Here is a 12,353-nt window from a genome sequence, read left to right as displayed (position 1 = left end):
GTTGTGCGGGTGTGCGAATAAATTCGCACCTACGGATCTCACATCACAAGGTCAATCTGCTGCATGCTGCCGACCCGGCCGTCTTCGAAGAGGAATAGCCCGGTACTACGCACCTGGCCCTGCAGCTCGCCATTGGCAATCAGGTCAAAGCCGCCTTCGGCATGCTTTAGCGCCAGTGCGCCGATGCCGGCTTCCTTCAGGCCGATCAGCCGGCCCTGGCCGTTCTGGTCGGGAATCCACAATTTCAGGCTCTCGAATACCGCATCACCACTGTCGATGAAACCGTTGCCGTCATCGTCATGGCCAGCCAGCTCGGTAAAGCCATTGCCGGTGATGGCACCAAACAGTTCACGGCCATCGTCAATCTTGCCATTGCCATTCTTGTCCAGCGCAAGGTAGGCGCTACCATTGGCCAGCATCGCCAGTGTGTCCTTGCGGCCATCGGCATCCAGATCGAACTGCATGGTCTGGCTGGTCAGGCCGACGGCATTACCACCATAGTTGATGACCAGAGGGTCCTGCAGGCGGGCACCGGCGCGGATGCTGACCGATTCGTGACTGTACTGGCTGTGCTGCATCTGCAGCTCGAGGCTCATATCGATGGTGCGGCCGTCTGCGGTGGTTACCTGCCCCGAGCCGCTGAATTTGAGCTGTTCTTCCTGCCATTGGGTGACGTGGTAGTCGTAGCTCAGGGATGCGCCTGGCGCACCACCCCGTGCGGCAGGCGCAACAGCTGCCGTGCTGCCAGCAGAGCCCAGTGAGGCTCCCAGCTGATGGCTGCTGACGGCGCTTTCGTACATGCCGGCAAAGCGCTCAAACTCGCCATTAAGCCGTGCCAGAGCGGCCAACAACAGGCGCAGGTTTCCCAGCTCGGCCTCATCCAGATCAAAATCAAGCAGATTTTCTTCTTCAGTGCTGGCACTAGCCGCTGGCAGGCTGTCGGCATAGCGCTCAAGCGCCTGCCGCGAAATTTTCGGCTCGCCGAAACTGACCGAGGCTTCACGCAACTCGGCACTGGCAAAGGTTTCCCGCTCGTGGCGCTGGTATTGAATCCGCTGGTTGCCGCTGCTGAAGTCCAGCGTTTCACTGACTTCGCGGCCAAACACCTTGGAATGTTCGGTACGGAACTGCAATCCGTCACTGGCAACTATGTGCATTGCCATAACCTCTGGGGCATTGCCCTGATATCATTCTCGCATCAGGTTATCGGCAGGCCGGAGAAAAAATACAGGCTGATTACATGCTGCTGCCCTGGCGCCGGCGCCAGTTATGCAAGGCTGTGTCCAGCTGCTTGAGGGTCAGGATTCCCTGTTTCTGTGCCTGGTTGATGAAAATCAGCAGCAATTCGGCGGTGGCCAACGCATCCGCTGCTGCATTGTGCCTTTGCATCACGTTCAGCTTGAAGTAGTCGATCCAGTCATCCATGCGCGGCTGGCGCATGCAGTGATCCGGATTGAGCAGCGGTGCAACCTCGGCCAGATCAAAGAAGGGATGCTTGAAGTTGTAGCCAAAAAAGTCCCTCAATTCCCGCTGCAGCAGACGCTGGTCAAAACCGGCATGAAACGCCACCAGCGGGCAATCATCAACAAATTCAAGAAAATCCAGCAGTGCGGTCTTGGGCCGAATGCCGGTGGCCAGCTCGCTGGGCGCGATCTGATGAATCAGCACCGCCTCGTTGACCTTGACCTCACGGCGCTTGAGGGTACGCTCGAACTGCTGGCCCATCGCGATGCCGTTGTGCTCTACGGTAACCGCGCCAATCGACAGTATCTTGTCCCGCCCGGTATGCAGGCCGGTCGCCTCAAGATCAACCACCACAAAACGCTGCTGCGTCAACAATTGCTCGCCCGGCATCGCTGCCGCCGGCAATGCCTGCAAGCGCTGCTGGTCCTGCTGGTTGACTTCGGGACGACGGAACAACCACTTGAGCAGGCTCACAGCTGGTACCTGAGCGCCAGGCTGTTCTGGATTCGCTGCGCCTGACGGAACGACTCGCGCAAGATCCTGCGGTCCAGAGTGTTGAGCTCGTCCGGGTAGATCAGGTTGCTATAGGTCAGCCCCTGGGCTGCCTGCTGGTGATGCTGCTGCATGCGGATCAGCTGGATGAAATGATAGGCTTCGGCATAAGCGTCGCCATCCAGCCGGTCGATGATGCCACGCCCCACCAGCTGGCGGATGCGCTCCAGCGTACTGGTGGCTTCGATACCCTGGCTCAGGGCCAGCACCCGCATGCTTTCGACAAAGGGTGCCAGCCCCTTGACCTTGAGGTCGAGGCTGTCTTTTTCGGCACCCTTCTTGCTCAGGGTGAAATTGCGGAACAGCCCGCCCAGTGGCGGGCGGTTGAGCAGGGCGCTTTCCGCCAGCACACGCTGGAAGACGCTATCAGCGGCAACCATGGCAACCACCTGGCGGTGCAGCTCGACACAGGGTTGCTCCGGCCCCCAAATACAGCGCAGGTCAAAGTGCACACCGGCAAACTGCATGTTCTGTGCGGTCGCGTCGCGCATCATTTTCTGGTAACGGACCAGCCACTCCCGGCGTGACAGGCAGAACTCGGCATTGCCGGCCATGAAGTTGCCCCGGCACAGGGTAAAACCACAATCATCCAGCGCCACGTTGATCTCGCGGGCGATCGGCAACAGCTTCTGGCGGATTGCATTGGCCTCTTCGATACTGGCCGCCTCGAACAGGATGCCATTGTCCTGGTCGGTATGCAGGGTCTGTTCCTTGCGACCCTCGCTGCCAAACACCATCCAGCTGAATTTGATGTCCGGGTTGCCGTGTTTTTCCAGCACTAGCTCGATGATCCGGCAGCTGGTGTGATCGTTAAGCAGGGTGATCAGCCGGGTTACCTGCTCGGGGCTGGCACCATGGGCAATCATGCGCTCAACCATCGCTTTCACGTCCTGGCGCATCTGCACCAGCTTTTCCAGACTGGGCGCGGTACGCACGGTACGGGCCAGACTGACCAGATCGACCCGGCGTAACGAGAACAGGTCACGCTCGGATACCATGCCGACCAGCTTGCCGTCACGCACCAGACAGACATGGGCAATGTGCCGCTCGGTCATCGCCAGGGCGGCATCAAAAGCGGTGGCGTCCGGTGACAGGCTGAACGGATTCGGGGTCATGACCTGTTGCATCGGCTGGCGCAGGTCGGTATTGGGATCGGCAATCACCCGGCGCAGATCACGCAGGGTGAAGATGCCCTGAGGCTGTAGCAGTTCGTTGGCGATCATGATGCTGCCAACCTGGGCTTCATGCATGGTCTGGACCGCTTCATGCAGCGGAGTCGATGCCGGACAGGTGACCGGCTCGCGCATCGATGACAGCTGGGACAGTGGTGTATCCATGGAAATCTGCGAACCGAGGGATTCTGCTGCGCGGTTCTGTACCTGTACGTTGACCTGGTCGAGCAGGCTGCTGATGCCACGTACACAAAAATCACGGAAGGTGTCACTACGTGACATCAGTTTGACAAAGGCGTCCTTGGTCAGCAAAAAGCAGAAGGTGTCCTCGTCCGCCGTATGCAGGGTGCGTGTCGCCCGTTCACCCAGCAAGGCGGCCATGGGGAAGCATTCGCCGACACCCAGTTCGAAGATCGTCTCGTCACCGACGTCCTGGCCCTTGCTACGCTCGCCATACACCCGCCCCTGCTTGATGATGTACAGGTGCTCGACCGGGCCGTCAGCCGGGCTGATCACGCTCTCGCCCTGGGCATAAAACCGCAGCACGCAATTTTCTACCAGCAGACCGAGTTCGGCGGGCTCCATGGCGTCGAACGGCGGAAACTGCCGGAAAAAATCCAGCGTACCCTGAATGTTTTGTTGCACAGCATCACGACCGGCCTTGGCAAAGGCATCCTGACGGCTCATTGGCTTTCCTCCACGCATAACGACGACATGCTACGCATCAATGAAAGCGCGCCCCATTGGACGTAAGTTGCAAGGCTTTGAAATCATATTGGTGCCGCCAGGGATCATGCCGGCTTTTGTACGAGGAGTATCTGTAGGTTCGAATTTATTCGAACAAGCCCGGCGCAGCCGGGCAGCATAAGAGCATGTGCGAATGAATTCGCACCTACAGGTGCAAAGCGCACGGGCACAAAAAAGCCGCCGGCATTACTGCGGGCGGCTTTTGATTACTGCATGTGCAACCGGCGATTACAGGCCGTTTTTGGCCTTGTACTCGCGGCGGCGACGGTGCAGGACCGGCTCGGTGTAGCCATTGGGCTGGGCGCGACCTTCAAGAACCAGCTCCAGACCGGCCTGGAAGCCGATGCTGTCGTCGAAGTTCGGCGCCATGTTGCGGTACTCGGGGTCACCGGCGTTCTGACGGTCAACCACCTCGGCCATGCGCTTCATGGCTTCAACAATCTGCTCTTCGGTAACGATACCGTGGCGCAGCCAGTTGGCCATGTGCTGGCTGGAAATGCGCAGGGTGGCGCGGTCTTCCATCAGGCCGACATCGTTGATGTCCGGCACCTTGGAACAGCCGACGCTCTGCTCGACCCAGCGTACAACGTAACCCAGGATGCCTTGCGCGTTGTTGTCCAGCTCATTGCGGATTTCCTCGGCACTCCAGTTGGTGTCCTTGGCCAGCGGAATGGTCAGGATGTCGTCCAGGTTGGCGTGCGGGCGCGTCTTCAGCTCTTGCTGCAGGGCGAACACGTCGTACTGGTGGTAGTGGGTGGCGTGCAGGGTGGCCGCAGTCGGCGATGGAACCCAGGCGGTGTTGGCACCGGCCTTCACGTGACCGATCTTCTGCTCCAGCATGGCTGCCATCAGGTCCGGCATGGCCCACATGCCTTTACCGATCTGTGCCTTGCCGGGCAGGCCGGTGGCCAGACCAACGTCCACGTTCCAGTCTTCGTAGGTGGCAATCCACTTCTCGCCACGCATGGCGGTCTTGCGCACCATCGCACCGGCTTCCATGGAGGTATGGATTTCGTCACCGGTACGGTCGAGGAAGCCGGTATTGATGAACACCACACGCTCTTTGGCGGCAGCGATACAGGCTTTCAGGTTGACGGTGGTGCGGCGCTCTTCGTCCATGATGCCCATTTTCAGGGTATTGCGCTGCATGCCCAGCACGTCTTCGATACGGGCAAACAGCTCGTTGGCGAAGGCGACCTCTTCCGGTCCGTGCATCTTCGGCTTGACGATGTACATGCTGCCTTTGCGGCTGTTGGCACGGCTGGTGTTGCCGTTCAGGTTGTGCAGGGCAATCAGGCCGGTGAACAGCCCGTCCATGATGCCTTCGGGCAGCTCGTTGCCCTGCTCGTCGAGAATCGCCGGGTTGGTCATCAGGTGGCCAACATTACGCACAAACAGCAGGGAGCGGCCATGCAGAACAACTTTATCGCCGTTCAGGCCGGTGTATTCGCGATCCGGGTTCATGGCGCGGGTGAAGGTCTTGTCGCCCTTGGTTACGCTCTCGGCCAGATCGCCCTTCATCAGGCCCAGCCAGTTGCGGTAGACCAGCGTCTTGTCGTCGGCATCCACGGCAGCGACAGAGTCTTCACAGTCGATGATGGTGGTGATGGCGGCTTCCAGGATGATGTCCTTGACGCCGGCGGCATCGGTCTGGCCAATCGGGCTGTTGGCATCGATCTGGATCTCGATGTGCAGGCCGTTGTTCTTCAGCAGCACGGACGTGGGTGCACCTGCTTCGCCGTTATAGCCAATCAGCTGGGCATCGTTGCGCAGGCCGCTGTTGCTGCCGCCTTTCATGGCAACGATCAGTTTGCCGCCCTCGATGCGATAACCGGCAGCATCGGCATGGGAGCCGGCAGCCAGTGGCACGGCGGTATCCAGGAAGTTGCGGCCCCAGGCGATGACCTTGTCGCCACGCACCTTGTTGTAGCCTTTGGTGACTTCAGCGCCACCTTCCTCGCTGATGGCATCGGTGCCGTACAGCGCGTCATACAGGGAACCCCAGCGGGCGTTGGCCGCGTTCAGGGCAAAACGTGCGTTGGTTACCGGAACCACCAGCTGTGGGCCGGCCATGCTCGCAATTTCTTCGTCAACATTCTGTGTGCTGGCCTGGAAATCCGCTGCTTCTGGCAGCAAATATCCAATCTCTTGCAGGAAGGCTTTATATGCCGCTGCATCGTGGGACTGGCCTTTGCGTGCCAGGTGCCACTCGTCAATTTTTGCTTGCAAGGCGTCACGTTTTTCCAGCAGGGCGCGATTTTTCGGTGCCAGGTCCTTGAACACCTGTGCAGCACCTTCCCAGAACTTGCCGGCGTCAAGGCCGGTGCCGGGGATGGCCTGTTCATTCACGAAGTCATAAAGGACTTTGGCGACTTGCAAGCCGCCTACTTGTACGCGTTCGGTCATTATTGCCTCACTCACTGCTATGAAAGCCTCAAAAAACATGGCCGGGAAGCCATGTAGTGCAAAGTGTTTCATACTACATGAACGAAGCGAAAAATACAGGGATAAATAAGAGCTGCGACTTAAGTACACAACACAGGCAAAAAAAACTCCGGATACCGCCGGGGGAGTGGCGTGGTCCGGAGTTCAAGGATCGCAGTGACAGGGAAAACACTGCGGATCTGCCAACTTAACTCATCGCATCTGTTCGGAGAGAACTGTCTGCCAGAAGCAGACACAAGATGAGAACAGCTCCGGCGGGAGAAGTTCAATTTTTCTGCAAAAAACTGAGATAGCCGGAAAACCCCGGGCACGGAAAAACTGCACATTCAAAGCCCGGCCTGTAAACCGTTGTCCTGAACACGCTTCCCGTCACAGCGAAATGGCGGTGGGTTGCATTACGGGCAGGCCGGTTTTAACACCACACCTGTAGGTGCGAATTCATTCGCACACGAACAACTGGCGCTATTGTGCGAATAAATTCGCACCTACAAGAAATCCGGCCACCCTGCACTATTGTGCGAATAAATTCGCACCCACAAGAAACCCGGTCACGCTGCGCAATTGTGCGAATAAATTCGCACCTACAACAGCGCAGAATGCCAATTGTCCGGACGTCAGTGGGCTTCGTCCCAGTTATTGCCAACTCCGGCTTCCACCAGCAGGGGCACATCCAGCTCGGCTGCGGCGCTCATGCGCGGGATCAGGCCTTCCTTGAGCTTTTCGACATCGTCTCGATGCACTTCCAGCACCAGCTCGTCATGCACCTGCATCACTACTTGCGCGCGCAGGCCGGAGCCCTGCAGCCATGCATCGATCTCGATCATCGCCCGCTTGATGATGTCGGCGGCACTGCCCTGCATCGGCGCGTTGATCGCGGTGCGCTCGGCGGCGCGGCGGATCATCGGGTTTTTCGCCTTGATCTCGGGTAGGTAGAGGCGGCGGCCAAACAGGGTTTCGACATAGCCCAGCTCGGCGGCCTGCTTGCGGGTGCGCTCCATGTAGTCGAGCACGCCCGGATAGCGCACGAAGTAACGGTCGATGTAGGCCTGCGCCTCCACACGGTCGGTGCCGATCTGCTTGGCCAGGCCATGGGCGCTCATGCCGTAGATCAGGCCGAAGTTGATCGCCTTGGCGTTGCGGCGCTGATCGCTGGAAACCTCGTCCAGCGGCACGCCGAACACCTCGGCAGCGGTGGCCTTGTGAACGTCGCGGTCGTTACGGAAGGCTTCCAGCAGGCCGGAGTCCTGCGCCAGATGGGCCATGATGCGCAGCTCGATCTGCGAATAGTCGGCCGACACCAGCACGTGCTCCGGCGGCGCGATGAAGGCCTGGCGAATACGCCGCCCCTCGGCGGTACGCACCGGAATGTTCTGCAGGTTGGGGTCGCTGGATGACAGCCGCCCGGTGGCGGTAACCGCCTGGTGGTAGCTGGTGTGAATGCGGCCGGTGCGCGGGTTGACCTGCTCGGGCAAGCGGTCGGTGTAGGTGCTTTTCAGCTTGCTCAGGCTGCGGTATTCCATCAGCAGCACCGGCAGTTCATGGCCGTCATCAGCCAATTGTTGCAGCACGGCTTCGGCGGTGCTGGGCTGGCCCTTGGCGGTTTTCGCCAGCACCGGCAGGCCCAGCTTGTCATAGAGAATTTCGCCCAGCTGCTTGGGCGAGGCCAGGTTGAATGGCTGGCCGGCGATCTCGAACACCTCGCGCTCGATGGCGGTCAGCTTGTCGCCCAGCTCCTGGCTCTGGCGACCCAGCAGGTTGGCATCGACCAGCGCACCGGTACGCTCGATACGCGCCAGCACCGGCATCAGCGGCATCTCGATATCGCGATAGACGCTGGCCAGCGACGGGATCTCGTCCAGTCTTTCCTGCAGGGCGCTGTGCAGCTGCAGTGTGATGTCGGCATCTTCCGCCGCATAGGGTGCGGCCATCGCAAGGTCCAGCTGGTCGAAGGTCAGCTGTTTGGCACCCTTGCCGGCAATGCTTTCAAAGGGGATGGTGGTGCGGTTCAGATAGTGCTGCGCCAGGTCGTCCATGTTATGACGCGTGACGGTCGAGTTGAGCACATAGGACGCCAGCATGCTGTCGTGCAGGACGCCCTGCAGACTGATGCCGTGGTGGTACAGCACGTTGATGTCGTACTTGCCGTTCTGGCACACCTTGATGATGTCGGGGTTTTCCAGCAGCGGGCGCATGCGCTCCAGCGCTTCCTGGAACGGCAGCTGCTGCGGCACGCCCATGTAGCTGTGCGCCAGCGGCAAATAGGCGGCCTCGCCCGGCTTGATGGAAAACGACATGCCGACCAGCTGCGCCTGCTGGGCATCGATGCTGGTGGTTTCGGTATCAAAGGCGAAGATTTTCGCTTGCTGCAGACGCTCCAGCCAGGCATCCAGCTCGCTCCATTCCAGCAAGGTGCTGTAGCTGGCCTCGGCCTGTTCTTCAGCCGCTACAACCGGTTCGCCGGCCTCTTCTGCTTCCTGTTCCACCTCGTTCAACCAGCTTCTGAATTCCATCTGCTGGTACAGCTCGCGCAGCTGCGCATAGTCGGGCTGTTGCATGGCCAGTGTGGCAGCGCAACCTTCCAGCTCGACATCGGTCTTGATGGTGGCTAGCTGACGTGACAGATAGGCCACATCGCGGTGTTCTTCCAGTTTGGCACCCAGGCTTTTCGCGCCACGAATCGGCAGCTCCGCCACCTTGTCCAGATTGGCGTAGATGGCATCCATGTCACCCAGCCCCTGCAGCAGGCCGGTGGCGGTCTTCTCGCCCACCCCGGGCACGCCCGGAATGTTGTCGGCCTTGTCACCCATCAGGGCGAGAAAATCGATGATCAGCTCGGGGCCAATACCGTATTTCTCGTGCACGGCGGCAATATCGGTGGCGGTGCGGTACATGGTGTTGACCAGGGTGACCCGTTCGGTGACCAGCTGGGCCATGTCCTTGTCGCCGGTGGAGATCACCACCTGCTGGCCATTGTTGCCGCCCTGCAGCGCCAGGGTACCGATGACGTCGTCCGCTTCCACACCTTCCACGCAGAGCAGCGGGAAACCCAGCGCCTGCACGCACTGGTGCAGCGGTTCGATCTGGCTGCGCAGGTCATCCGGCATCGGCGGGCGCTGGGCCTTGTATTCCTCGAACATGTGGTCGCGGAAGGTTGGCCCCTTGGCATCGAACACCACCACTATGACGCTGGCCGGATAATCCTTGCGCAGGCTGCGCAGCATGTTGAGCACGCCCTTGACCGCACCGGTCGGCTGCCCCGTCGATGTCGTCAGCGGTGGCAGCGCGTGGTAGGCGCGATACAGATAAGAAGAACCATCAACCAGAACCAGTGGTGCATCCGACATCTTGAGTTTGACCCCTTGTATTGAATAGGTGCGCAGTCGCAGCGGGTGCGGCAAACAAACGCTGCTGACGTGCCTGCTGGTTGCAGACTATACTAGAAACACGGCGTGCAGACCTGCCCGCCTTCATCCGGCAGCCACCGGCTGTCGCGCTTTCGCCGCTCCGGAGGGTTTTGCCATGCGTAATATTCTTTCATCACTGTTGCTGGCCATGCTGCTGGCATTCAACACCGCTCCCGCCCTGGCGGCAGATGACAATCCGGCCGGCGAGCCGGAAGTGACCATTACCCAGCAGGGCGACAAAACCATCGAGGAATACCGCATCAACGGTTTTCTGTATGCGGTCAAGGTCATCCCGGAAAAGGGTAAACCATACTTTTTGGTGCGTGCCGATGGCGAGGACGCCTTCATCCACTCCGGTAAGCCCGAGCTGCGCATCCCGTCCTGGCAGATTTATTCCTGGTAAGTCTTTGAGGGGTCCTGCAGGGCCTGTGCCTGGCCGTTTTGTTGTGCGCACATGTGGATTCTGCAACCCGGCCCCAAGGTGCGAATTTATTCGCACACACATCCATGTGGCCCGGCGTTGTCGGGCTCTGTCCGGATAAATCCGGACCTACAGGGGGCCAACACCTACACCGCTCACTCTTTCATGTAGCTGTATAGCGTGGTGCGGCTGATGCCCAGCTCGCGGGCGGCGGCGCTGACGTTGCCCTGATGGCTGTCGAGCACACGCAAGGCATGGGCGATGTTTCTTTCCCGCAAGCTGCCCTGCACCGCCCCTGCGGTTGAGTCCTGCCGCACAGCCGGCTGTAGGCCGGGAAAGTGCTCAAGTGTCAGCGGTGCGCCATCGGCCAGTATCACCGCCACTTCCAGCGCCTGTTTCAGCTGACGGATGTTGCCCGGCCACGGGCAGGCAAACAGCTGCTGCAACAGCTGCTCGCCGGGCTTCATCACTGGCGCGCTCGCGGTTTGCGCCAGCAATCGCTCAGCCAGCGCACAGAACTCGGTAAAGCCGTAGTCGCGCAGGGGTGGCAACTGCAACAAAAATCCGTTGATCCGGTAATACAGGTCTTCCCGGAAACGCCCCTCGGCCACCATCTGCTGCAGATTCTGGTTGGTCGCAGCCAGCACATGAAAATCAACCGGCTCAGCCACATGGCTGCCTACCGGAGTGACACTTTTTTCCTGTAATACCCGCAGCAGCCGGGTTTGCGCCGTCAGCGGCAACTCGCCAACCTCGTCAAGGAAAAGAATGCCCTTGTCGGCGGCACGCACATAACCCAGCCGACCGTTGCGATCACTGCCGGTGAAAGCCCCGGCCTGATAGCCGAACAGTTCGGCCTCGACCAGCTCCGCCGGCAATGCTCCACAATTGACCGCCACCAGCGGCCCCTTGCGGCGCTGACTGTGCGCATGCAACTGGCGTATCAGGTGATCCTTGCCCACTCCGGTCTCGCCCTGGACCAGCAGGCTGATACCAGCATTAAGCAATGCCAGCGCCCTGGAGTCCACGCCGGGTTGTGCTACCGGCTGCAACCGCCCGGCTAGCCGCGCGGGCCGTGACTTGCCCCCGGCAACCTTGCGGGTCAGCAAGGCACTCCCCTTGCCCCAGCGGGTAATCTGGCCAGGTACCAGCTCTGCCAGCAAGCGCTCCGTCTGCAGGGCGGGCAACCATTGTCTGGCAATCCGGTTGGCACCTATGACTTGTCCCGCTTCATTTAGCGCCACCAGCCCGGACCAGGGTTGCTGCATGTGTACACCGACAGCTGCCAGATTCAGCAACCAGTGTGTGTCTGCCTGGTCGGCGATCAATGCGTTTTCAACGCATAGCGCCAGCAATCGCGCCCCCAGCATCATGCTCTGGCCGTGCCGGCTTCTGTCACTGGAAATGTCCAGCACGCCCAGCAACTGGCCATGCGGGTCAAATACCGGACTGGCACTGCAGCTGATGCCATGGTTGGCCTGCAGAAAGTGTTGCGCCCCCAGCACCTGCATGTCAGCCTGCCGGAACAGCGCGGTACCAATGGCATTGGTCCCCATGGCTGCCTCTTCCCAGCAGGCGCCCGGCTCCAGCATGAGGCGGCTGGCCTTGCTGCCAAAGCTCCGGCAACCACTGCTGTGCAGAATAGAGCCGGTGCTGTCGGCAAAAATCAGCCGGCTCTGCTTGCCGCCCGGCCAGCGTTCGAACAGACCCGTGTAATCTTCCAGGTGATCCAGCACCTGCCGGTATTGCTGCTTGCGGCTATTGAGCTGGCCACGACTCAGATAACGCAAATCAGCCTGGCTACCGGCCCGCAGCCCGTGGCCCTGGCTGCGTCGCCATGAGCTGTCTATCAGCGAGTCATCAAGTTTGTCGGGCAGGAAGCCGTCCACAAGGAGTACTCCTGTTGAAAAAATGAACACCTGCACAGGCAGGTTTGCCGGTTTTTGAACAGTTTACCCAGTCCCCGTCGACATTTACATAACAAATACCTTGCCGGATAACCGGTCACACCCGGCACCGGCCAGTATTGGTGCGGCCTGTCGTCAGACAATACTTTGGTCGCAAAAGCAGCTTTTATAGTTGGTACAGGCATTGCTGCACCAAGGGCGTCTCCACAACAAAAAAGGCATTCATCATGATCTACGCACA

General features: G+C 59.9%; 7 protein-coding genes. 1 reads left to right on the top strand and 6 read right to left on the bottom strand.

Annotated elements, in window-relative coordinates; genetic code table 11:
• Positions 1 to 38: 38 nt before the first annotated feature.
• The 5 genes from AR306_RS00035 to polA form a co-directional block, all read right to left on the bottom strand.
• Positions 39 to 1,157 carry a hypothetical protein gene (locus AR306_RS00035; protein WP_240622442.1) on the bottom strand — a complete coding sequence of 373 codons (1,119 nt, stop codon included), beginning with the start codon at positions 1,155 to 1,157 and terminating at the stop codon, positions 39 to 41.
• Positions 1,158 to 1,236: 79 nt separating this feature from the next.
• Positions 1,237 to 1,938 carry a 3'-5' exonuclease gene (locus AR306_RS00030; protein ID WP_240622441.1) on the bottom strand — a complete coding sequence of 234 codons (702 nt, stop codon included), beginning with the start codon at positions 1,936 to 1,938 and terminating at the stop codon, positions 1,237 to 1,239.
• Positions 1,935 to 3,875, bottom strand: a complete 1,941-nt coding sequence (locus AR306_RS00025; RefSeq protein WP_101495506.1) for a putative nucleotidyltransferase substrate binding domain-containing protein — start codon at positions 3,873 to 3,875, stop codon at positions 1,935 to 1,937. Before AR306_RS00025 ends, AR306_RS00030 begins: the two co-directional genes overlap by 4 nt.
• 288 nt (positions 3,876 to 4,163) lie before the next feature.
• Positions 4,164 to 6,341, bottom strand: a complete 2,178-nt coding sequence (locus tag AR306_RS00020; RefSeq protein ID WP_101495505.1) for a malate synthase G — start codon at positions 6,339 to 6,341, stop codon at positions 4,164 to 4,166.
• Positions 6,342 to 6,994: 653 nt separating this feature from the next.
• Positions 6,995 to 9,724, bottom strand: a complete 2,730-nt coding sequence (gene polA / locus AR306_RS00015; protein WP_101495562.1) for a DNA polymerase I — start codon at positions 9,722 to 9,724, stop codon at positions 6,995 to 6,997.
• Positions 9,725 to 9,899: 175 nt separating this feature from the next.
• On the opposite strand from polA, the gene AR306_RS00010 reads away from it, so the two are divergent.
• On the top strand, positions 9,900 to 10,187 hold the full coding sequence (locus AR306_RS00010; protein ID WP_101495504.1) for a DUF2782 domain-containing protein: 288 nt from the start codon (positions 9,900 to 9,902) through the stop codon (positions 10,185 to 10,187).
• Positions 10,188 to 10,360: 173 nt separating this feature from the next.
• Here AR306_RS00010 and AR306_RS00005 read toward each other — a convergent pair whose 3' ends face one another.
• Entirely contained in the window at positions 10,361 to 12,094 is a 1,734-nt protein-coding gene (locus AR306_RS00005; RefSeq protein ID WP_101495503.1) for a sigma-54-dependent Fis family transcriptional regulator, read from the bottom strand.
• Positions 12,095 to 12,353: the final 259 nt, after the last annotated feature.

This window comes from Thiopseudomonas denitrificans, from assembly GCF_002866065.1.
GTDB classification, from domain to species: Bacteria; Pseudomonadota; Gammaproteobacteria; order Pseudomonadales; family Pseudomonadaceae; genus Thiopseudomonas; species Thiopseudomonas denitrificans.
Note: the sequence above shows the minus strand (reverse complement) of the source record. Positions and strands in the feature narration are given on the sequence as shown.

Excerpts from the sequence above, each read along its gene's own strand:
- AR306_RS00035 (WP_240622442.1), bottom strand. The coding sequence starts at position 1,157 with ATGCACATAGTTGCCAGTGACGGATTGCAGTTCCGTACCGAACATTCC.
- AR306_RS00025 (WP_101495506.1), bottom strand. The coding sequence starts at position 3,875 with ATGAGCCGTCAGGATGCCTTTGCCAAGGCCGGTCGTGATGCTGTGCAA.
- AR306_RS00020 (WP_101495505.1), bottom strand. The coding sequence starts at position 6,341 with ATGACCGAACGCGTACAAGTAGGCGGCTTGCAAGTCGCCAAAGTCCTT.
- polA (WP_101495562.1), bottom strand. The coding sequence starts at position 9,724 with ATGTCGGATGCACCACTGGTTCTGGTTGATGGTTCTTCTTATCTGTAT.
- AR306_RS00010 (WP_101495504.1), top strand. The coding sequence starts at position 9,900 with ATGCGTAATATTCTTTCATCACTGTTGCTGGCCATGCTGCTGGCATTC.